This is a genomic window from Limnohabitans sp. T6-20 (assembly GCF_003063505.1).
Taxonomy (GTDB): domain Bacteria; phylum Pseudomonadota; class Gammaproteobacteria; order Burkholderiales; family Burkholderiaceae_C; genus Limnohabitans_A.
This window is the reverse complement of sequence record NZ_NERW01000002.1, coordinates 475,025-500,226: the sequence shown is the minus strand read 5'-3', so window position 1 is coordinate 500,226 and position 25,202 is coordinate 475,025. Positions and strand designations below refer to the sequence as shown.

Annotated in this window: 2 protein-coding genes (1 of these 2 cut by a window edge); both read left to right on the top strand. The window is 64.6% G+C overall.

Translation table 11 applies throughout. The annotated features are described in order from the left end of the window. Positions 1–23,809: the final stretch of an Ig-like domain-containing protein gene (locus tag B9Z33_RS08535; RefSeq protein WP_158270196.1), read on the top strand. 24,425 nt of this gene lie to the left of the window's left edge; the window shows 23,809 of its 48,234 coding nt (coding positions 24,426–48,234); its start codon lies off the left edge, out of view; it ends in the stop codon at positions 23,807–23,809. Further along, complete coding sequence (locus B9Z33_RS08530; protein WP_108286585.1) at positions 23,802–25,202, top strand: efflux RND transporter periplasmic adaptor subunit; 1,401 nt, start codon at positions 23,802–23,804, stop codon at positions 25,200–25,202. The genes B9Z33_RS08535 and B9Z33_RS08530 overlap by 8 nt, the downstream gene beginning before the upstream one ends.

Genomic DNA, 25,202 nt, shown 5'->3' with positions numbered 1-25,202 from the left:
TTCGGTGGTTCTTACCGCCACCGATCTGGCAGGCAACATCACGGCCGAAACCGCGCCGCTGTACCTGACCATTGACACCAAAGTTCCAGAAACGCCCAAAATCACCGGGGTATTTGCGGACACAGGCCGCAGCGCCACCGACGCCAACACCAAGACCCGCACCGTGGTGTTGGAAGGCAAAGCCGAACCGTACAGCTCCGTCCGCATCTACCGCGAAGGCATCACAGGTTCACTGGGCAGCGTCAGAGCCGACCGCAATGGTTTGTGGAGCTTCAGCTACACCGCCAATTCAGCAGTGGTAAACCTAGACGATGGCACCTATGTTTTCACCGCCATGGCGCTTGACACGGTGGACAACGAAAGCAAGCCGTCCTTGCCGTTTGTCCTGGTGGTGGACAACGTGGCACCGCCCACACCCGTGATCTCGGGGGTGACGCCAGACACGGGATTCAGCGACAGCGACGCATTGACCCAGCTCAACACGCTGGAGCTGCAAGGCACCGCACAAGCCAATGCCTTGGTCAGCATCTTCCTCGATGGCACATCGGGAGCCGCCCAAATTGGCAGTGTGGTGGCCGATGACTTCGGTCATTGGCAGCTGGACTTGTCGGCCTTGGCCATTTCGGCTGGCCGCCACACGCTGTATGCCAAAGCTGCCGACCTGGCAGGCAACGCCAGTGGCATGACCGCCGCTTTTGATTTGACCATTGACCAAACCGCACCCAATGCGGTCACCGCTCTGACGCTCAACGGCACCCCCGATGCCGAGCTGACCAACAGCGCCACACTGGCGCTCACAGGTGTGGCCGAGCCGGGTAGCCACGTCTGGCTGCGCCTGGATGGGCAAGCCTTGAGCATGGTGACGGCACACGCCAGCACCGGTGCTTGGAGCTACACCGGCACCAGCGTGCTGGCCGAAGGCCCGCACAACCTCAGCCTGCAAGTCGAAGACGCTGCGGGCAACCTGGGCATGTTGCGTACGCAAATTTTCAGCGTCGACACCGTGCCGCCCCTGACGCCGGTGGTATGCGGCATGAGTGTGGCCACCGACAGCGGCATCAGCAGCACCGACCGTCTGACGCGCAACACCCTGCCCGTGTTCAACGGCACGGCAGAGCCTCTGAGCAGCGTGCGCCTGTTCCTGGGCAGCAGCACCACCGCTTTTGCCACGGTCACCGCCGACCAAGACGGCAACTGGAGCGCCACACTGGCCAGCGCCTTGACCACGGCGGGCAGCTACAGCGTGCGCGGCCACGCCACCGACGTGGCGGGCAACGTCAGCAGCCTAGGCGCTGCGCTGAACTTCGTGTTCGACAACGTCGCACCCACCAGCAGCATGGCTGTCGTGTCTGAAGACGACGCCATCAACGCGCAAGACAAAGCCAAGGGCGTCACCCTGAGCGGCAGCACCGAAGCGGGCGTTCAGTTGTCGCTGACACTGGGCACGGGCAGCAGCCAGCGCTCGGTCACCCCCACACTCAACGGCACCAGCTGGTCTTACACACTGACGGCCGATGACTATGCCGCTTTGGGCGAAGGGGCCGGCAAAACCCTGAGCCTGACCGCCACCGACGCTGCGGGCAACAGCACCGCTGTGACCCGCAGCATCGCCATCTTCACCACCGCACTGGCCGCACCGGGCCTGCCCGACTTGATGGCAGCCGATGACAACGGTGCCTCGAGCACCGACAACCAGACCAGCAACACTTCGCCCCGCATCACGGTGGCTTTGTCTGCCGGTGCCGGTCGCGCGGCCTTGGCCGGCAACACCTTGGCGCTGACCGACGCTGCAGGCACAGTGCTGGCTTCGCGCACCTTGCAAGCGGGCGACATCACCGCAGGGAGCTACACCTTTGCGCTGAGCAACCTCGCCGATGGCCTGTACACGCTCAACGCCCGCCTGAGCGACAACTGGGGCAACTCCGTGCTCAATGCCGCCAGCGGGCCTACGACGGCCTTGGCACTGAACATTGACACGCGCGCTGCCGGGGCACCCGGCGCACCCGATCTGACCGCCGCCCAAGACAGCGGCACCAGCAACACGGACAACCGCACCAACGTGCTGCGGCCCGGCTTCAGCGTCAGCCTGAGCGGCACCAGCTTCAGCGGCAGCGCTCTGGCCGTGGGCGATGTGATCCAGCTCTTTGACACCACCTCCAACGCCGTGGTGGGTTCGCTCACGCTGGCCGCAGGCTTTGGTGTCAGCGTCACAGTCCAGGCCAGCGCAGACCTGGCCGCAGGCAACTACACCCTGGTGGCCCGCGCTGTGCGCGGTGGCAGCACCTTCAGCCCCAACTCACCAGCCCTCAGCTTGGTGGTGGACAACGTCGCTCCAACCGCGGTCACACCTGACCTGATCGCGGCCGACGACACCGGCAGCAGCAACAGCGACAACACCACCCGCAACGCGAGTGCCAGCTTCAGCGTGGCCCTGACCGGCACCAACGCCGTGGCCGGGGACGAACTGCGCCTGTTCGCAGGCAGCAACCAGGTGACCAGCGTGGTGCTGACCGACAGCATGATCACGGCCGCCAGCGTGACCCTCACCCCCACGACAGCGTTGTCTGCAGGCAGCACCAGCCTGAGTGCGCGCCTGATCGATGTGGCGGGCAACACCAGCGCCACAGGCACCAGCCTGAGCGTGACCGTTGACAAGACCGCGCCGTTTGCACCGCGCATCAGCGGCTTCAGCCCTGACACCGGCGACAGCAGCAGCGACAACCTGAGCAAAAACAACCAGCCCACATTCAGTGGCACGGCCGAAGCCGGTGCCACCGTGAGCCTGCGTTCGGGCAACACGGTGCTCGGCACCGCGGTGGCCAACGCCGCAGGTCTTTGGCAACTGACGCTGAGCCAGGCCCTGCCCGATGGCACACACACCCTGAGCGCCATCGCCACCGATGTGGCGGGCAACACCAGCACAGCCAGCCCCCTCTTGAGCCTGGAGATCGACACCCAAGGTCCGTCCTTGGGCATCGCAGCCGTGGCTTTGGACGACGTGGTCAACGCCACCGAAAAAGCCGCCGGCATCACGCTGGACGGTCTGGCCGAAGCCAACCTCACCCTGCGCGTGCAATTGCTCAGCAGCGTGGGTGGCACCGTGGTGGGCACTTTGCAGACCGTCGCCGACGCCGCGGGCCGCTGGCGCATCCCGATGGACACCGGCACCCTCGCCCTGTTGGGCACCGATGGTGCCAAACAAGTACGGGTGACCGCCACCGACGCGGCAGGCAACGAAACCCTCGCGACACGCGACTTCAGCCTGAGCACCGTGGTCCCTGATGCACCGGTGTTGTCGGCCTTGACCCTCGCCACAGACACGGGTCGCAGTACCAGCGACGGCATCACGCGCAGCGTCAAACCCACGTTGACCGGCAGCGCCACCGGCGCGGCCTTTGTCGAAATCTACCGCGCGGGTCAGCTGCAAGGCACGGCCACCGTCAGCAGTGGCACCTTCAGCTTCGATGTGCCACAAAGTCTGCAAACCGGCACCCACAGCTTTGTGGCCGTGGCCATCAGCGCTGTGGGCGACCGCAGCGCACTGGGCGAACCGTTCTATGTGGTGATCGATCCGATCGCACCCGAGACCACCAGCCTGCAAGGCCCGACGCTGACCAACAACCCACGCCCGAGCTTCAACGGCATTGCCGAAGCCGATGCCGACGTGCGCATTTACAACGGCAGCACCGTGCTGGGCACCGTGCGCGCCGATGCCAACGGCCTGTTCAGCTGGCGTCCCACCAGCGCACTGGCCGATGGCAGCTACGCGTTGCGGGCCGAAGTCGAAGACCTTGCTGGCAACCTGTCGAGCTTGTCAGAGACTTTGAATGTGCGCATCGACACCTTGGCCCCGGCGGCGCCTGTTTTGGTCGGGTTCGCCGAATCCGCCAGCTCAGCCACTGGCTTGACCATCAATGCACTGGCGCAACAAATTTTGCAGGGCACCGCAGAGGCCAACAGCCAACTGCAGATCTACCAAGACGGTCAACTCGTGGGCGTGGTCAACGTCAGTGCCAGCGGCACTTGGTCGCTTGACCTGCGCTACCAGCGCGACCTGAATGGCGACTTGCTGCTGGACGCCACCACCAGCGCGCCCATAGAAAACCCCCTGCCCGTTGGCCGCTACCAGTTCACCGCTGTGGCCACCGACCTTGCAGGCAACGTGTCGGCACAAGCCACCGACATCACGCTCACCGTCAGTGCGGGCAGCTTGTCGATCTTGACGGCCTACAACGGCGTCGGTTCAGCGCCCGCTGAATCGGTCTATGCCGAGGCAGGCATTGCCGATGTGAACAGCACCAACATCTCGGCGCTGAACAACTTCCTGGGCGCTCTGCCCACCACAGGCAAAGACTCTGGCGAAGAAATTCAGGCCATGGTCAATGCCTTCAATGAACTGCTCGACGTGGCCGCAGGCGTCACGCCCACCCCCACCGTCACCGTGGAAGACCTGCAGTCGCTGGGTGTCACGGGGGTCAATGCGAACAACCTAGCGATCATCCTGGCCCTGATCGCCGAGACCTCGGACGATGGCAGCCAGATCAGTTCGCCTGCGGCTTTGCAGGCACTGGTCACGCAGTCGCTGCTCGGCGCTTCGCTGAACATCATTCGGGACTATGGCGAATCGGCCAACAACCCAGCCCCCACACTCACTGAGTACACCAACATCGGCATCACCACGCTGAGTGCGACGCAGGTGAGTGGCTTCAACACCTTTGTCGCGCCTTTGTCTGTAGCCGCCACAGACAGTGTGGTCGAAGTTCGCGAGCTGACCAACCTGTACCTGAGCGTCCTCGCCACAGCGGCCGGGCAAACCGGCAGCCCGGCGATCACAGAAACGTCGATCGCCAAGCTGGGCATCACCGGCGTCACCGCAGACAACTTGGCGGCGATTTTGGCGGCCATTGCAGCCACTGCCAATGACGGCTCAGCCGTGGACACCCAAGCCGAACTGCAAGCCATCGTGGCTGCAGCGGTCAGCGCTTACGCCGCTGCCATCACCGAAATCAGCGCCTTCAACGGCACCCAAACCGGTGCAGCCGTGCCCGACGCACAGACCTACGTGCAAGCGGGCGTGACGGGCGTGACGAGCAGCAACTTGGCAGCGATCAACTCCGTTCTGGCGGCGGTTGATACAAGCGCCACCAACACAGCAGCTGAAATCCAGGCCATTGTTGACACCTACAACCAGCTGCTGGGCGGCGCAGATGGCGTGGACAACAGCCAGCCAACCCTCAGCGCGGCGCAATACCAATTGCTGGGCCTGAGCACGGTCGACACAGCCGCAGAAGCCAATTTGCTCAACGAGGTCATCGACGTGATGGGCAGCGGCTCAGTCGACACCCAAGCCGAGTTGGCCAATCTGGCCCGCATCGTGCAAGGCATCATGGACACCGCCAATGGCGTGAGCCCGAGTCCCGCCTTGACGGCAACCGACTTGGCCCTGCTGGGGCTGACGGGCGTGAACGAGAACAACCTCAATGCCATCCTGGCGGCCATCACCGCAACCGCCAACAACGGCAGTGAAGTGGACAGCTTGTCCGAGTTGCAAGCCATCGTCACCGCGGCCAACCAGAGCTACACCCAAGCAGTGACGGCTTTGAGCAACTACAGCGGCAGTGCACCTGTTCCGACTACCGACACCTGGAACGTGGCGGGCGTGGAAGGCATCACCAGCGGCAACCTGAGTGTGGCGAACGCCTATCTGGCAGCGCTGGGCACCAGTGCATCCAACAGCACGAGCGAGCTGCAGGCCTTGGCCGACGCGGTGACCGCCCTGCTGGCAGGTGCAGATGCCAACAACAACGACAACCTGAGCCTGACGGCCAGCCAGTACCAGACCCTGGGTGCCACAGGCATCGATAGCGCCGCGGAAGTGAGCCTGCTCAATGACGTGGTGGACACTCAAAGCGCCACGGGCGTAGACACCCCCGGCGAATTGGCCGATCTGGCCCAAACGGTCAGCGGCGTGCTCGACACTGCAGCGGGTCGTACACCCAACCCTGCCTTGAGCGTCAGCAGCCTGAGCGCCTTGGGTATCCCGAACCTGACGCCAGACAACCTCGCCGCCGTCTTGGCGGCGATCGCGGCCAGCGCAGACGATGGCTCGAGCGTGAACACCTTGGCCGAATTGCAAACCCTGATCGCCAACGCCATCTCGGCTTACAACAGTGCCGTGAGCACCATCGGTGGCTACACCGGCAGCAACGCAACGCCAAGCACCAGCACCTACACGGCGGCAGGCATCAGCGGCGTGGACAGCAGCAACCTGGCCGCCATCAACAGCGCCATCGCCGCTTTGCCCACCAGTGCCACCGATGCGGGCCTGGAAATCCAGACCGTGGTCGATGCCTACACGCGCGTGCTGAGCGCAGCCGACGGCAACGCCACGACCACGCCCGACCTGAACACCGCCGACCTGACCGCCCTACAGCTGATCAGCGTGGCATCACCCACCCCGACTGCTGCGGACAACGCCGAATCGGCCTTGCTCATCAGCGTGATTGGCGCACTGCCTTCTACGGCCGTCGACACCTATGGCGAACTGCAAACGCTCGCCAACACCGTCACCGCACTGATCGACTCGTCGACCAGCGGAACACCTGCCGCGCTGAGCGTGCAGGACCTCAGCGCACTGGGCTTGACGGGTGTGAACAGCACCAACCTGTCGGCCATACTGAACGCGATCGCCTCGGCCAGCCTGGGCAATATCGATTCCTTGGCCGATCTGCAAGCCATCGTGAACAACGCCCTGGCCGCGCAAGCTGCGGCTCTGAGCACGCTGGTGGGCTACGCCAACAGCAACACCGGCACAGCCCCGGCCGAGTCGGTCTACACCTCAGCAGGCGTCACCGGCTTGCAAGGCAACGCCAGCTTGCTGGCCGCGGTCAATACCGCCTTGGCCAGCACCGCCATCACCGGCACTTTGGTGGACACCACCGCCGAAGTGCAGACCATCGTCGATGCCTACGCCGCCATCTTGGCCGAGGCCAATGGCAGCACAGCGGACGCGACAGGGACAGATCCGTCTGCAGCGACTTACCAGACCGTGGGCGTCACCTTGGGTGCCATTGCGACCAACGCCAACGGCCTGAGCCTGCTCAACGACCTGGTCGGCCAGCGCAGCGCCTCTGACGTGGACTCGGTCTCTGACCTCAACACCCTGGCCGACGCCGTCAACCGCCTCTTGGTGGTGGCTGCTGGTGGCACACCCACGCCTGCTTTTACCGCAGCCGAGCTCAACGCTTTGCTGGGCACCAGCACCGTCACCCCCGAAAACCTGTCCTCGGTTTTGGCTGCCATCGCCGCCAGCACCGACAACGGCAGCGGCATCAACAGCCTCGCCAGCTTGCAGAACGTGGTCGCCTCCGGCGTCTCGGCCTATGGCGCAGCGCTCAATGTGATCGGCGACTACGCCCTGAACAACGGCGGCACCGTGCCCGACTTGACCACCTACACCACCGCAGGTGTGATGGGCCTGATCTTGTCCAACGGCACGCCCAACACCGTGCTGCTGGCGGCTGTCAACAGCGCGCTGGCCAGCACACCGGTGGACAACACCGATGTGAGCACCACCGCCGCCGTGCAAGCGGTGGTCGATGCCTACGCCTTGGTGCTGGCCGAAGCCAATGGCGCTTTGGTCGATGCCACCGCCAATGACCCGGCACAGTCGGTCTATCAGACCCTGGGCGTGACCCTGGGCTCCATCAGCAACACCCTGGACTTTGGTGCCAACGGCTTGGCTTTGTACAACGACGTGATCGGCACCATGAGCACCGGCCAGGTCGACACCATCGCCGAACTCGATGCCATTGCCAGCGTGGTCAGCCGCTTGCTGCAAACCGCCGCCGGTCAAAGCCCCTCGCCCGCACTGACAGCCGCCGAGCTGGCCCTGATCGGGGTGACCGGTGTCACCACCGACAACCTGGCCGCCGTGCTGGCGGGCATTGCCGCCACGGCCAACAACGGCAGTGGCATCGCCAGCCTGTCTGCGCTGCAGACTGCGGTCACCGCGTCGGTGACCGACTTCAACACGGCCATGGGCGTGATCAGCGCCTACACCGGCAGCAACACCGCTCCCACCGACAGCACCTACCTGGCCGCAGGTATCACCGGCGTCAACGCCAGCAACGTGGCAGGCCTCAACAGCTTCATCGCCCCGCTGTCCACCGCCGCCACCGACACGGCCGCCGAAGTGCAAGCGATCGTCAACACCTACCAGCAGCTGCTGACGGGTGCCGACGGCAACGGCACCAACAACAATGTGCCGCTGAGCGCCGCGCAATACCAGTTGCTGGGCCTGTCCAACATCGACACAGCCGCAGAAGCGAGCTTGCTGAGCGACGTGGTCGATGCCAAGGCCGCCACCGCCGTGGACGAGTCCAGCGAACTGCAGGCACTGGCCGACATCGTCAGCCGCCTCATGACCACCGCCTTGGGTGGACAGGCCTCACCCGCCTTGAGCGCTGCCGACTTTGCGGCCTTGGGCATCACGGGCGTGAGCTCTGCCAATCTGGCTGGCGTGTTGCTGGCCATTGGCGAACTGCTGGACACCGGCAGCATCGACTCGCTCAGCGAACTGCAAAACCGCGTGGACGTGGGCATTTCGTATGCCACGCAAATGCCGGTCATCACCATCGGCACCATCGCAGGCGATGACGTCGTCAACGCAGCTGAAAAATCAGGCGCGATCACGGTCAGTGGCCAAGCCACTTTCCTCAACGGCAACAGCGTCACGATCACGCTCAAGGACGGTTCGAGCACCCTCACCTCGGTCACGGCCAACGTGGCCAATGGCCTCTGGTCCGCCAGCTTGCCTGCCAACGTCATGGCCACCCTGACGGACAAAACTTACACGGTGGAAGTCAGTGGCACCAACAGCTACAACAACAGTGGCAGCCAGACCCACACCCTGAAGGTCGACAGCACAGCGCCCACACTGACCGTGACCCAGATCGCAGGCGATGCCGTCAGCAGCGGCAGCCGCACAGGCTTGTTCAACGCGGCGGAACGGGGTGCTCTGAGCAACCTGAGCAGCGTGGCCACCGACATCGTCATCGCAGGCACCAGTACGGCCGAAGATGGCCAAACCGTCTCCGTCAGCCTCAACGGCAAGAGCTACACCACCACGGTGAGTGCGGGCAACTGGAGCGTGACCCTGCCCGATGCCGACAGCATCGCGCTGAACCACGGCAACACCTACACGGTGACTGCCAGCGTGAGCGACGCCGCTGGCAACAGCAGCACCGACACCGCCAGCAGCCTGAAAGTGGACATCGCCCCACCCGACGTGCCCACCGTGGTGAGCCAGCTCACCAACGACAACACGCCCACGGTGAACGGCAATGCGTTGAAGGTCAATCCGGCCTACAACAACGATCCAGCTGATCCTGCCTATGACCCCAATGAATACATCAAGCTAGAAGCTGGCGACCAGATCCTCGTCGCCCTCGGCGGTACCAACTACACCCTGACCATCGGGTCGGCTGTGGCGAACCCGCTGACTTACAGCACTTCCACCGGTGTCTGGACCTTGAACGTCCCGACAGCCTTGGCCGACGGCACCTACAACGTTCAAGTGAGCGCCACAGCGGCACAAGACACCAAGACCGACCTGTCCAGCGCCGAATTGGTGATTGACACCGTGGCACCGGGCACGCCTGCCCTGGTCAGCGCCGTGGTCACCAGCGTGGGCGGCAACCCCGCCGTCACCGCACTGAGCGGATCGGCCCTGACCCGCGACGCCCAGCCGGTGTTCACCGGCACGGCCGAAGCCCTCAGCACCCTGACTATCCGTGACAACGGCAACGCCATCGCCACGGTGCAGGTCAATGCACAAGGCCAATGGCAATGGCAAGCCGTCACCCCACTGGCAGAAGGCGGGCACAGCCTGACTTTCCGGGCCAGCGATGCGGCGGGCAACATCAGCGGCGACACCTCCGCGCTGGCCTTCACCGTGGACAGCGTTGCACCTGCGGCCCCGAGCACGCCCGTGGTCACGCCCCTGCGCAACACGCCCACCCTGAATGGCACGGCCGAGGCGAACGCCAAAGTCGAAATCTACAGCGGCAACACCCTGCTCAAAACGGTGATGGCCGATGGCAGCGGCGCTTGGTCTGCCACGCTCGCCCCCCTGCCCGATGCGATTTACAGCTTCAAGGCGCTGGCCATCGATGCCGCTGGCAACGTGGGCCCCTTGTCTGCCGACACGAGCGCGATCACCATCAACACCCAAAGCACGGCCTTGGGCGTGATCCGCGACCACACCACCAGCAGCACCGGCGCGGCCATTCCGTCCCTGCTGTCTTACAGCGATGCGGGCGTCACCGGTGTGAACGCTGGCAACCTGGCCTCGGTCAACTCGGCCTTTGCCGCCATTGCTGCTGCCGACAGCGACACCCTGGCCGAAGTGCAAGGCGTGGTCGACAGCTACCTGGCCATCCTGGCGGCTGCCGACAACAGCAACGACGACGATTTGGTGCTCAGCGCTTCCCAATACCAGGCCATGGCCCTGCCCGCCATCAACACCGCCGCCAAGGCGGGCTTGATGAACGATGTGCTGGAGCAAGCCAGCACCACAGAAGTCGACACGCACGCCGAACTGGCCGCATTGGCCCGCGTGGTCGATGCCATCCAGTTCACGGCCGCAGGCGGCACCGCCAGCCCGGCCTTGAGCGCCAGCGATTTCACGCTCATCGGCCTGACCGGTGTGACCGCCGACAACCTGAACGCGGTGCTGGCCACCTTGGCCACGCAAGCTGACAACGGCAGCGGCAGCGACACCTTGGCCAAACTGCAAACCGTGATCGCCACCGCCGACACAGCATGGACCAACGCCGTCACGCAACTGAGCGTGTACGACGGCAACCAGAGCGCCCCCACCACCGACACCTGGAATCTGGCCGGGGTGGAAGGCGTGACAGCCGCCAACGTTGCAACCGCCAATGCCTACCTGGCACCGGTGGTCACAGGCAACAGCGACAGCACCAGCGAGCTGCAGGCCGTGGCCGATGCCGTCAACGCCCTGTTGCTGGCAGCTGACGGCAGCGACAACAACAACGCGGCGCTGACGCAGGCACAGTTCCAGCTTTTGGGTGCGACCAGCATCGACACGGCACCAGAAATCGGCCTGCTCAACAGCGTGATCGACCTGAAAACCGCCGCTGATGTGGACGCCCCCAGCGAGTTGGCCACCTTGGCCGGTATCGTGAGCGAAGTCATGGCCGTGGCCAGCAGCGGCGCATCGGCCGCCACACTGACCAGCGCCGAGCTGAGTGCATTGGGCATCACCGGCGTCAGCGAGGCCCAACTGGCCGTGGTCTTGCAAGCGATTGCCGACGCCAATCCGGCAGACATCGCTTCACTCGACGCCCTCCAGACCTTGGTGACCGCTGCGGTCAACGCGCAAGCCAACGCCTTGAACGCGCTGATCGGCTACGCCGACAGCAACACCGGTGCAGCACCTGCCGAATCGGTCTACACCACCGCAGGCGTCACCGGCTTGCAAGGCAACCCCACGCTGCTGGCCGCCATCAACACGGCCCTCGCCAGCACCGCCATCACCAGCACTTTGGTCGACACCACCGCTGAAGTGCAGGCCATCGTCGACGCCTATGCCGCCATCCTGGCCGAGGCCAATGGCAGCACCGCCGATGCCACAGGCACAGATCCGTCTGCAGCGACCTACCAGACCGTGGGCGTCACCTTGGGCGCCATGGCGACCAACGCCAACGGCCTGAGCTTGCTCAACGACCTGGTCGGCGAACGCAGCGCCTCGGCCGTCGATTCGGTCGACGAACTCAACACCCTGGCCGACGCGGTCAACCGCCTCTTGGTGGTGGCCGCTGGTGGCACACCCACGCCTGCATTGACCGCAGCCGAACTCAACAACCTGCTGGGCATCAGCACCGTCACGCCCGAAAACCTGGCTTCGGTGCTGCAGGCCATTGCCGCCTCCACCGACAACGGCAGTGGCATCAACAGCCTCGCCAGCTTGCAGACCGTGGTCGCCTCCGGCATCACATCCTATGGCGCAGCGCTGACCACCATCAGCACCTACGCCGACACCAACACCGGCACTGCACCCGACTTGGCCACTTACACAACGGCAGGCGTCACCGGCCTGAGCTTGTCCAATGGCACGCCCAACACGGTGCTGCTGGCCGCTGTCAACAGCGCGCTGGCCAGCTCTGCCGTCACCGGCACCTTGGTCAACACCACGGCCGAAGTGCAAGCCGTGGTCGATGCCTACGCCCTGGTGCTGGCCGAAGCCAATGGCGCTTTGGCCGATACCACCGGCAGCGACCCCACGGCCGCCACTTACCAGACCCTGGGCGTGAACTTGGGCGGCATCGCCACCAACCCCGACGCCCTGGCCTTGCTCAACGACGTCATTGGCGACAAAGCCGTGGCCGATGTCGACTCGATCGCAGACCTTGACGCCCTGGCCGCCGCCATCAACCGCCTGACCAGTGCCCCGCAGACCCTGACGCTGCAAGACCTGGCATTGCTGGGCATGAGCCAAGCCACCGACGAAACCCTGGCCAACATCCGGGCGGCAATTGCCGACGGCAGCGCCAGCTACGCGCCCATCAACAGCGTGGCCGATCTGAGCGTTGCCGTGACCGCAGGCCTGAACGCCTACACCACGGCACTGGCCGTAATCCGCGATTACGCACAAAGCAACACCGCCACCCTGCCTGTGCTGAGCACATTCACACAAGCCAACGTGAGCGGCGTGGACAGCGCCAACCTGGCCTTCGTCCAGCAAGCCCTGGCCAGTGCCGCACTGGTCGGCGTGGATGTGGACACCACCGCAGAAATCCAGACCCTGGTCAGTGCCGTCAACGCCCTGCGCAGCAGCCTGGACGGCGATGGCAGCAACAACAACATGGCGCTCAGCAGCGCGCAACTCAGCGCCCTGGGCCTGAACGCCATGGACACCGCGGCAGAAGCCAGCCTGCTCAATGACGTGCTGGACGGTCGCTCCAGCGCAGAGGTCAGCAGCTATGCCGATCTGACCGCCCTGGCCAACAGCGTGAGCGACCTCATGCTCACGGCCTTGGGCAGTGCACCGGCCGCGCCCCTGACGGTCACGCGCCTAACGGCCCTGGGCCTGAACAACGTCAACGACCTGTATCTGGCGGCCATTCTGGAACGCATCGAAGCCACCGCCAACGATGGCACGGGTGTGGACACGATGGTCAAACTGCAGGCCATCGTCGATGCCGCAGCGGCCACCTACAACAATGCACTGGGCGTGATCAGCGCCTACACCGGCAGCAACACCGCTCCGCAGCTGCAGGACTATCTGGACGCCGAAGTCAACGGTGTCACCAGCGCCGAGCTGGCCCACCTGAACACCTTCGTGGCGCAACTGCCCACGGCCAGCACCAACACTACAGCGCTGGTGCAAGGCGTGACGGATGCCTTCAACGCCCTGCTGGCCGCTGCCGACAGCAACAACGCCACCGCTTCCAGCCTGAGCCAAGCCCAATTCGTCACACTGGGCCTGACGGCCATCAGCGCCGAAGAAGCCAGCTTGCTCAACACCGTCATCAGCGGTTTGGCCCCCACTGCGGTGGACACCTACACCGAGCTGGCCGCATTGGCCGCACAGGTCAGCCGCGTCATCGGCACCGCCAGCAGCGACAACCTGAACAACGCCCCGAGCTTGGCCGACTTGAGCACTCTGGGCGTGAGCGGCGTCACCGCCGCCAACCTGGCCGTGGTGCAGCAGGCCATTGCCAGCGCCACCACCGGCCAAGTGGACAGCCTGAGTGAATTGCAATCGGTTGTGACTGCCGCCACCAATGCTTACACCGCAGCGCTCGGCACCATCAGCAGCTACGCACAAAACAATGGCGGCACAGCACCGAGCACCACCACCTTTGCCCAAGCGGGTGTGACCGGCGTGGACAGCACCAACCTGGCCGCCATTCAAAGCGCGCTGGCCAGCACCGCCATCACCGGCACGCTGGCTGACACCACGACCGAGGTGCAAACCCTGGTCGATGCCTACAACCGCATCCTGGCCGAAGCCAATGGCAGCGCCGCCGACAGCACGGCCAACGACCCCACCGTGGCCGACTACCAAGCCATTGGTGTGAGCCTGGGGGCCATTGCGAGCAACGCCTCCGGTCTGGCCTTGCTCAACGACAGTCTGGGCGCACAAACCAGCGCCAACGTGGACAGCGTGGGCGACATCAACACCCTGGCCGCCACCGTCAACAGCCTGCTGACCACCGCTGCAGGCGGCACCGGCAGCCCGGTGCTGACCGCTGCCGATCTGGCGCAACTGGGCCTGAGCGGTCTGAGCGACTCGGCGATGGCTGTTTTCTTGCAACTGGTGGCCGCCACAGCCGACGACGGCTCGGGGCTCGCCAGCCTCAGCCAGCTGCAAAGCTTGGCCGACACCGCCATGGCCCGCGCCGATGCGCTGGGCACCCTCGCGTCTTATGCACAAGCCAACGCCGCCATCAATGGCTTGGCCGTGCCGAGCGCCGCGACCTACAGCACAGCGGGCGTGACGCTGCCCACCGTGGCGGGCCTGAGCCCAGCCCAAGTGGTGGAGGCCCTCAACAGCGCCCTGCTCACCACCATCGTGAACGGCGCTGCGGCCGACAGCACCGCCGAAGTGCAAGCCCTGGCAGACGCCTATGGCCGCATCCTGAACGACACCAGCCCCGTGTTGGCTGACTACCAGGCGCTGGGCGTTTCGCTGGGCGGCATCGCCCTGAGCAGCGAGGCTTTTGGCCTGTTCAACACCGCCGTACTCGCCGCCACACCGACTGCGGTCGACAGCATCGCCGAACTCAACGCGCTGGCCTCTGTGGTCAACCGCTTAATGCTCACAGCGCAAGGGGCCACCCCGACGCCCGCGCTCACAGCGCAAGACCTGACCTTGCTGGGCCTGCAAAACGTCGACAGCAGCAACCTGGCCCGCATCCTGGCAACCGTGGACAGCAGCGCCGACAATGGCAGCGCCATCGCCAGCCTGTCCGCACTGCAAGGCTTGGTGAACGACGTGAATGGGGCCTTGGGCGTCATCACGGCCTACGCGCAAAACAACGGTGGCACAGTGCCCACCGAAAGCACCTTTGCCATGGCGGGCATCTCGGGCGTCACCGCTTCGAACCTCGTCTCCATGCAAAGCGCGCTGCTGTCAGCCAGCGTGCAGGGCACGCAAACCGACAGCATCGGCGAAGTGCAGGCCATCGTCAGCGCCTACGGCAGCATCCTGGGTGAAGCCAATGGTGCCGCTGCAGACAGCACGCCCACGACCAACCCGACGGCAGCCGACTACAGCCTGATCGGTGCCACCGTGGCGGCCAGCCTGAACAACGGCTCCAGTGCCCAGCTGCTGCTCAACAGCGCCATCGCCCAACTGGGCCGTGCCGATGTGGACACCGTGCCCAAGATCGATGCCCTGGCCAGCGTGGTGCAACGCCTGATGCTCACCGCCGCCAGCACACCCAACGCGGCCACTGGCACCCTCGCCGGTGCCTTGACCGCCGCCGACCTGGCCTTGCTGGGTCTGGTGGGTGTGGACACGCTCAACCTGCCGCTGGTGCTGGGGGCCATTGCCAGTTCGCCCAACGATGGCAGCGCCATCGACAGCTTTGACGAACTGCAGGCCCTGGTGCTGTTTGCGGTGCGCTCGCAAGCGGCCACCGACGCCGCGTTTGGCGTCCTCCAGGCTTATGCCGATGCCCCGCAAACCGCCGTCACCCCCACGCTCAACGACTACGTGGTCGCGGGTGCCCAGGGCGTGACGAGCGCCAACCTGCCTGCGCTCAACAGCGCTTTGGCCGCCAGCAGCATCACGGCCGCTCAAGTGGATACGCTGCCCGAACTGCAAACCCTGGTCGATGCCTACAACCGCATCCTGGCCGAGGCCAACGGTGCGGCCAACGACCTGACGGTCGCCGACCCGACCGCTGCGCAATACCTGGCCATCGGTGCCAACATAAGCTTGGCCGCCCAAAGCACAGCGCAAGGCGCGAATGCACTGGCCTTGCTGAACGACAGTCTGGGCGCACAAGTGATCACCGCGGTGGACAGCGTGACCGAGATCGACGCACTGGCCAGCACCGTGACCGGCATCCTGACCACCGCAGCAGGCAGCGCGGCCAACCCCGCCTTGACGGCGGCAGCGCTGACCAGCCTGGGCGTGAGCGGCGTGACCGACGGCAACCTGGCCGCTGTGCTGGGGGCGATTGCGGCCAGTGCCGACAACGGTGCACAGGCCAACAGCCTGACTGCCCTGCAATCGCTCATCGACAGCGCGGTCAGCCGCTTCAACGCTTTATCGGCGATCGAAGCCTTCGCCGACAGCAACGCGGCGCTCAGCAGCGCACCCGCCCTGAGTGACTTCAGCGCAGCCGGTGTCAGCGGTGTGGACAACAGCAACCGCTTGGCAATAGCCAGCGCTCTGGCCAGCACGGCCATCACCAACGCTGAAGTCAACACCACGGCCGAACTGCAAACCTTAGTGGATGCTTACCGCCTGATTCTGGCCGAAGCCAATGGCTCTGCCACAGACGCCACACCGACGCAAAACCCCACAGCGGCGACCTACAGCGCCATCGGTGCCACCGCCGCCGCCAGCTTGACCAATGGCTCTGCCGCGCAGGCTTTGCTCAACGACACCATCGCCAACCTGAGCGCTGGCAGCGTGGACCGGGTCAGCAAGATCGAAGCCCTCGCCACCTCCGCTGCCGCCATCGGCAGCCTGGCGACACAAAGCTCGGTGCCCAACCCTGCGCCAAGCCTGAGCGCGGCAGACTTTGCGGCCTTGGGCATTGCAGGCGTCACCGCCGACAACCTGGCCAGCGTGCTGGCCGGGATTGCCAGCACCGCCGACACCGGCTCGGCCATCGACACCCAGGCGGAACTCCAGTCCGTGGTCAACGCCGCGATCGAGGCCTACAACGACCTGACCGCACTGAATGCCCTGCGCGATGCCGCGATCAACCGCATCACAGCTTACGCAGGCGACGCGACCACGGCCGCAGGCAGCACCTTGCCCACCCTCAGCGACTACCAGGTCGCGGGCGTCACAGGTGTCTCCAGCGCCAACTTGTCGGCACTCAACAGCGCCTTGGCCACGGCCGGTGTGGTGGGCACTGCGGTGGACAGCACAGCCGAAATTCAGAGCCTGGTCGATGCCTACAACCGCATCCTGACCGAAGCCAACGGTGCAACGGCCGATGCCAACGCATCGGCCAACCCCACAGCTGCAGACTACAGCGCCATCGGTGCCAGCACCGCTGCCAGCTTGGCCGACGGTTCGGCCGCCCAATCGCTGCTGAACACTGTCATCGGTGCGCAAACCACCAGCGGTGTGGACAGCGTGGCCAAGATCGAGGCTTTGGCCGTGCGCGTGGACGCCATCTTGGACACGGCCGCAGGCACAACGCCTGCACAGGCTCTGACCGTGGCCGACTTCAGCGCCTTGGGCATCTCGGGCGTGACGCCTTACAACCTGTCGTATGTGCTGGCTCAGATTGCCGCGTCCGCTGACGACGGCAGCGCGGTCGACACCTTGGCCAAACTGCAAAGCCTGGTCACGCAAGCGGCAACGGATGCCGTGGCTGCGGCACTGCTTACCGTTCAGACCTACGCGGGCGATGCCACACAGGCCTTCGCGGGCACCGCCCCGGTGCTCAACGACTACCTGTTACTGGGCATCACCGGCGTAGACGCAGGCAATCTGGCTTCCATCCAGAGCGCACTGGAAAGCACAGCGGTTGTGGCTTCTGGCTTGGCCAGCGCCAGCGATGTTCAATCGCTGGTCAATGCCTTCAACAGCATCCTGGCCGAAGCCAACGGCAGCGCCACCGATGCGACGCCGGGCAGCAACCCGACAACGGCCACTTACGCTGCAATCGGGGCCACCACCGCAGCAGCCTTGAGCACCGCGGGCCTGGCCCTGCTGAACGACGCCATCGGCAACCTCGCAGTGGACGATGTTGACACCACTGTCAAGATCAATGACTTAGCGATCATCGTGGCAGACCTGATGACCACTGCCACTGGCGGCACGGCCTCGCCTGCGCTGACCTCTGACGATTTCGCGGCAATCGGCATCACCGGTGTCACGGCCAACACTTTCAACGACGTGCTGACAGCCATTGCTGCCGCAGGAGCCGCCGGGTCTGACTCCATCACCGAGTTGCAAGCTTTGGTGAGCCTAGTTCTCGCGAATAGCGTTACAGATGCTGATAAAACTGCGATCAATAAAATCGCAGCCTATGCTGGCGATATCAGCACCCCGGCGGGTAGCGCGATGCCCACACTCAGCGACTACCAAATCGCAGGGGCAACCGGCGTCAGCAACGCCAACCTCTCAGCACTCAACAGCGCGCTGGCCAGCGTCTCTGTGATCGGCTCATCGTTTGTGACAGATGAAGACCGTACGCCAGCAGAGGCCACTGCCGCCATCCAAACCTTGGTCGATGCCTACAACCGCATCCTGACCGAGGCCAATGGTGCAACTGCCGATGCCAACGCATCGGCCAACCCCACGGCAGCCGACTACAGCGCCATCGGCGCCAGCACCGCCGCAGGTTTTGCCAACGGCTCGGCCGCCCAATCGCTGCTCAACACCGTCATCGGTGCGCAAACCACCAGCGGTGTGGACAGCGTGACCAAGATCGAGGCTTTGGCCGTGCGTGCGCAGGCCATCGTGGCCACCGCCGCAGGCAACGCGCCCACGCCGGCGCTGACTGGGGCCGATTTCGCGGCCCTGGGCATCTCGGGCGTCACGCCTTACAACCTGTCGTTTGTGCTGGCACAAATCGCCGCGTCCGCCGACAACGGCAGCGCGGTGGACACCTTGGCCGAACTGCAGGCCTTCGTCACCCAGGCGGCCGCAAACGCCGTTGCTGCGGCCTTGCTCACGGTTCAGACCTACGCGGGCGATGCCACCCACGCCTTCACAGGCAACGCGCCGGTGCTCAACGACTTCCTGTTGCTGGGCGTCACCGGCGTAGACGCAGGCAATCTGGCTTCCATCCAGAGTGCGCTGGCCTCCACAGCGGTCCAAGCCTCCAGCTTGGCCACGGCCAGCGATGTGCAAACGTTGGTCAATGCCTTCAACAGCATCCTGGCCGAAGCCAATGGCAGCGCCACCGATGCCACACCCGGCAGCAACCCGACAACGGCCACTTACGCCGCTATCGGGGCCACCACAGCAGCAGGCTTGGGCGCCTCAGGCCTGGCCCTGCTGAACGACGCCATTGGCAACTTGAACGCCAGCGACGTCAACACCGTGGACAAGATCGAAGCCTTGGCCGCCACCGTGGCCCAGCTGCAAGCCTTGGCCGCACTGACGACCGCGCCCACACCGCTGCCCAGCATCGACCTGGCCTCGCTGGCTGCCTTGGGCATCACCGGCCTGAATGCGGACAACCTGCCGGTGTTCCTGGCTTTGGTAGCGGCATCGGCCAACGACGCAACAGGCATCGACACCCTGGCCGAATTACAAGCCCTGGTGACGCAGGCGCAGCAAGACCATGCACAAATCCTGCTGGCGCAGCAGCGCCAACAAGCGGCCATCGCGCTGATTCAGGCTTACGCAGGCGACAGCACCACCCCAGCAGGCAGCACTGCGCCCACCTTGGCAGACTTCGCCACCGCAGGCGTCACCGGCGTTGACGCGAGCAACCAGGCGGCCATCCAGAGCGCCCTGGCGACCTCCGCCGTCACCGGCGCACAGCTGGGCAACACGGCCAGCGTGCAAGCCCTGGTCGACGCCTACCGCCTGATCCTGGCCGAAGCCAATGGCAGCAACGCCGATGCCACGCCCAACGTCAACCCCACGGCCAGCACTTATGCCGCCATTGGGGCCAGCACCGCCGCGGCCATGGCCGACAACGGCTCCGCCCAGAGCTTGCTGAACAACGTGATTGGCCAATTCAACGCCACGCAAGTGGACAGCGTCGCCGAAATCGAAGCTTTGGCCTTGGCCGTGAACGCCGTCATGAACACGGCGGCCAACGCCAGCCCGCAGGCCACAGCAGCCCACTTCGCCACGCTGGGCATCGCGGGCGTGCATGCCGACAATCTGGCCGCTGTGCTGACCGCGCTGCAAGCCACGGCCGATGACGGCTCGGGTGCACGCACCCAAGCCCAACTGCAGGCCCTGGTGGACAGCGTCAATGCCCGCCTGCTGGGCGTCATTGCGCAATACGCACAAGCCAACAGCGGCACCGCCCCCACGGCGGCGGACTACGCCCGCGCTGGCATTTCAGGTGTGGACAGCGTCAACATCTTCGCGGTCAACAGCGCGCTGGCCTCTGCAGCGGTCACGGGCACTTCGGTGGACACCGTGGCCAAAGCACAGACGGTGGTTGATTCGTTCCGCACCATCTTGGCCGAAGCCAATGGCCTCACCGCCGATGCCACGCCCGCCCAAGACCCGACTGCGCAGGACTACCTGAACATCGGGGCCACCCGCGCGGGCGCATTGGACGCACTGGGCTTGGCACTTTTGAACGACGTGATCGGAGACTTGCCGTTTTATGCGGTGGACTCGGTCTCGGAAATCGAAGCCTTGGCCAACACAGTCGGCAAGATCATGGCCCTGGCCAATGACCAAACCTCGGCGGCCAGCTTGACCCTGCAAGACATGCAAGCCCTGGGCATCACCGGTGTGACCAGTGGCCAACTGCAGGTTTTCACGGCCATGCTGCAAACCCCGGGCGTGACAGCGGCAAATGCTGACTCCTTGGCTGAACTGCGCACCTTGCTGCAAACCTCCGCTGAGCAAAACGCGCTGAGCGTCATCACCCAATACGCCGAAAACAACACCGGCACCCTGCCCACCTCGGCGGACTTCAGCTTCGCGGGCATCACGGGGGTCAACAGCCAGAACCTGGCGGCCGTGCAAAGCGCACTGGCCTCTGCCTCTGTCACCGGCGCGCTGGCCGACAGCCGTGCGGAAGTCCAGGCCATCGTCAACGCCTACAAGCTGATCTTGGGCGAAGCCAACGGTGCCTTGGCCGACCTGACACCAGGCCAGGACCCGACGGCGGCCACCTTCAGCGCCATTGGCGCGAACGCCGCCGCCAGCCTGTCGCCTGAAGGCTTGCAACTGCTCAACAGCAGCATCGGCAACCTCAGCACCGACAAGGTCGACACAGTCGCCAAAATCGAAGCTTTGGCCTCTGCAGCGCAACGGGTCATGGCTGCAGCAGCGGTCAACACCCAAGCCCTGAGCCTGGCCGATCTGCAAACCTTGGGGCTGAACACATCGGGCATGGGCGCCAGCGAGCTGGAAGCCCTGAAAGTCAGCATCGCGGCCACGGCCGACAATGGCAGCGCCGTCGCCCAAGCCAGCGATCTGCAGGCCCTGATCTACGCCGTCATGAACCGGCTGCCCAGCGTCTCGGGTCTGCAACTGTCCAGTGACACGGGCATGCTGGCCAACGACTTCATCACCAGCCAGGCCCTGCAAACGCTCAACGCCAGCCTGAGCGCCCCTCTGGGCAGCAACGACCGCCTGTACGGACGTCTGGACGGTGTGGTTTCTGCCGCGGGCAGCACAGGTTGGGTTGACCTGACGGGCATGGTGCAAGGCACCACGCTGTATTGGGCCAACGCGCAACTGGAAACCGGTGCGGGCAAGACGGTTCAGCTGCAAATCGTGCGCAATGGCAACGTTTCGGGGGATCGCCTGGAACAGGCTTACGAGCTGATCACCACAGCCCCTGCGGCTCCCACAGAGCCCCCGGTGTTGATTGGCCCCAACCCATCGCCCAGCGGCATGATCAGCCTCACGGTGGCTCCACCTCCAGGTGCGGCACGCGTGGCGCTGATGGTCGATGGCCGGGTCATCCCAAGCCTCTACCACGCAGCCACCAACACCATCATGGCGCTGGCCTCGCTGCCTGAAGGGAACTGGGATGTGCAATACCGCTACGAAGACCGCGCGGGCAACGTCTCCATGTCCAGCCCGTCTGCCGCCATCCGGATCGTGTCGCCGCAAAACCAACTTGACCTGCAAGAGTTAGACGGCGACGGCATCGTCTTCACTGACGAGAAAGCCTTCCTCGATCTGAACACCGACGGCATCGACGATGCCGACCAGCGCGATGTGGCAACCCTGCAGATGACCGGTGGCCAGAACGTGGCGATCGATGCCACCGTTCAATCGCCCACTTTCAGCAAGCTGCTGGACGATCCGGGCTTCAACCAGGGTGGTTACCTCAAGGTCGAAATCCAGATCGACGGCATCCAAAACCGGGCGGCCACCACGGCTGAGTTGCTCAGCGCTTCGCTGGGCGGCACACAAACCGTGGCCAACGTGACCGATGTGCTGGAATTCCGTCTCTACCCACAAATCATACGCACGGGCTTGGTCGATGAAAGCCAGGTCGATTTGCTGGCCGCGCAGGTGATCAACCAGTATGTGGGCCAGATCCATCGCATTGACATGCGCTTGCCAGAAGGCCAATACAACACCTACTTCAAGGTCAGTGCAGCCGCGCAAACCGTTTGGGCCTTCACCTGGGATGCCGTCTCTGGCACCGGCGCGGTCTTCAGCGACAGCAACGGCAACGGCCTGACCGACACCGTCAGCCTCTTCATCCGCGATGGCGGACGCGGCGACGACGACGGCATGGCCGACGGCGTGATCCTGGATCCGGGTTTTGTGGCGATGAGTGCAGCACTGCCCGAGATCAACCTCGACCGCGCCAGCTTCACGGCTGACAAAGTGATCAATGCACAAGAACTGGCCACGGCCTTGATCAGCGGCACGACCTCGGTCGTTGGCGCGGGTCAAACTGTCGCACTGACACTGACAGACAACGCGCAGCACAGCATCACGGTCACAACCACGACGGATGCACAGGGCAACTGGTCCTACCAAGGTCTGGACTGGAGCCAACTCGCCGATGGCACCGTTCAGGTGAGCCTGGAAGTGACCAACATCTACGGCGCGACAGCGACAAGCAGCGATTCGTTCAACCTGGATCGGTCGCAACCAGCGGTGGCACCGAGCACCCCAAATCCAACCGACAGCGGAAGCCCTCCTGCCAACGCGTTGGCGGATAAAGGGCAAAGCCTTTTCAGCAAAGAGGGCACCCCATCAGGCATCGACTTCAGCGCCTTCGGCTTCGACGCCCGCAGTCTGGACCAACCCGATTCGCTGTGGACTTCGCTCAAAGGCGAGTTGCCCAAACCTGTGCCTTCGCGGCTAAGCCCGAGCACCGAATGGCTCCACAACCAAAGCGGCAAGCGCTCGTGGAACGACGGCCCATCCACGACACAAAACTGGATGAATGCAGGCCAGGACTGGGGCCAGGCACCGCAGTCGACCGACTGGTATTCGGCAGACGCGCCGGTGACCCGTGCGGACGGTTTCCAGGTGGTGGTCACCCGCGTGGGCGATGGACGCATCGCGGTGTTGCGTGGACAGGCTGACCAGCTGGTGCCAGGTGGCGAGACAACGTTGATCCTGATCGCCCCCGATGCCTTTGCGCACATCAGCCCCGACGCCGAAGTGCGCCTCGCGCTGACCCTGGACGACGGAAAGGCTTTGCCCACCTGGGTACGCTTCAACGGCAAAACGGGGCAACTGCTGGTGCAAGCGCCAGCGGATGCGCCTGAACAACTGGTGTTGCGCCTGACCGCCATGGACCAGGATGGCGAAGCGGTGTCCACCGTGTTCCGTCTCAGCATCAGCAAAAACCAGACCCCGCCGAGCGGCCGCATGAGCTTCAGTGAAAAACTGCGGGCCTCCAAAAGCGTGACACTGGCCGCACCACTGCAACAATTGGGAGCAATTCTTCGCCATGGCTAAAACTCAAACCACCGCGCCAGAGCGTCCACCCACACCTGCAGGTGGCAACGTGCCGCAGGCGCTGCTCAGTTTGCTCGAAATGGGCAGGCGAGCGCGCATGGCGAGCACGACTGACGAGTTGGCTTTCATGCTGGTCAATGGCACGCACAGCCTTACGCCCTACAGACAAGCCGCCCTGTGGTGGACGGACAGCGGCGTGCAAGCCTTGTCTGGCGTGGTGCAGCCCGACCACAACGCACCCTATGTCGATTGGCTCAAGGCCTTGTTCATGTGCCAGCCCCTCGGCGACGGGCTGCCCACCCGGGTGGCGTTGGCCGATTTGCCCGAAGACGTGCGCAGCACTTGGGCCGATTGGTTGCCCGCCCACGGGCTGATCGTGCCTTTGACTGGCAACCCTGCCGGAAACCCCACCGGTGCACTGCTGATGGCCCGCGACGAGGAATGGAGCGACGCTGAACTGGCGCTGCTGCAGGAGTGGAGCCAAATCTGGCTGCACGCCTGGCGTGCCCGCACCGCAGGGCTGGGCAGCCGGTCCTGGCGGCAATGGCGGCAGTGGCTGAACTTCCGCGACGCAGACCGCGTGTGGTACCGCCGCAAAGTCAGCTGGGTGGTCGGTGCCGTGCTGTTGTTTTTGTTTGCCCCTGTGCGCACCACTGTGCTCGCATCCGGTGAAGTGGTGCCTGCGCAACCGGTGGTGGTGCGCGCCCCCATCGAAGGGGTGATTGAGCGTTTTGACGTGCAACCCAACAGCACCGTCAAAAAAGGCCAGTCGCTTTTTGAATTTGACCCGGTGCTGATCGAAACCCGCGTCAACGTGGCACGCCAATCGCTCGAAACGGCACTGGCCCAGTACCGGCAAACCAGCCAGATGGCCCTGACCGATCCCAAATACAAAATTGAACTGGCCAGCCAGGCTGGCAGCATCGAAGAAAAACGGGCCGAGTTCGAGTACCTCAAAGACCAAAAACAGCGCTCTGCCGTCAAGGCCCCAGCCGAAGGCGTGGCGCTGTTCGATGACCCTTCTTCGTGGGTCGGCAAACCGGTCGCCATCGGCGAGCGAATCCTGCGCATCGCCAAAACCGGCGACGCGGAAGTCGAAGCCTGGCTGCCCATCGCCGATGCGGTGGACTTGAAGCTGGGCGACAGTATCGTTCTGTACCTGCAATCCGACCCGCTGTCACCGGTCAGCGCCCAACTGAACTTTTTTTCGCACGAAGCCGTGCAGCGCCCTGATGGCGTCTATGCCTACCGCGTCCGCGGCACCATCGACCCCGAGCAATCACCCCGTGTCGGTCTCAAAGGCACCGCCAAAATCACCGGCCGCTGGACAGTCCTGAGCTATTGGATTTTGCGCAGACCCCTGGCCGTGATCCGCACCACACTGGGCATCTGA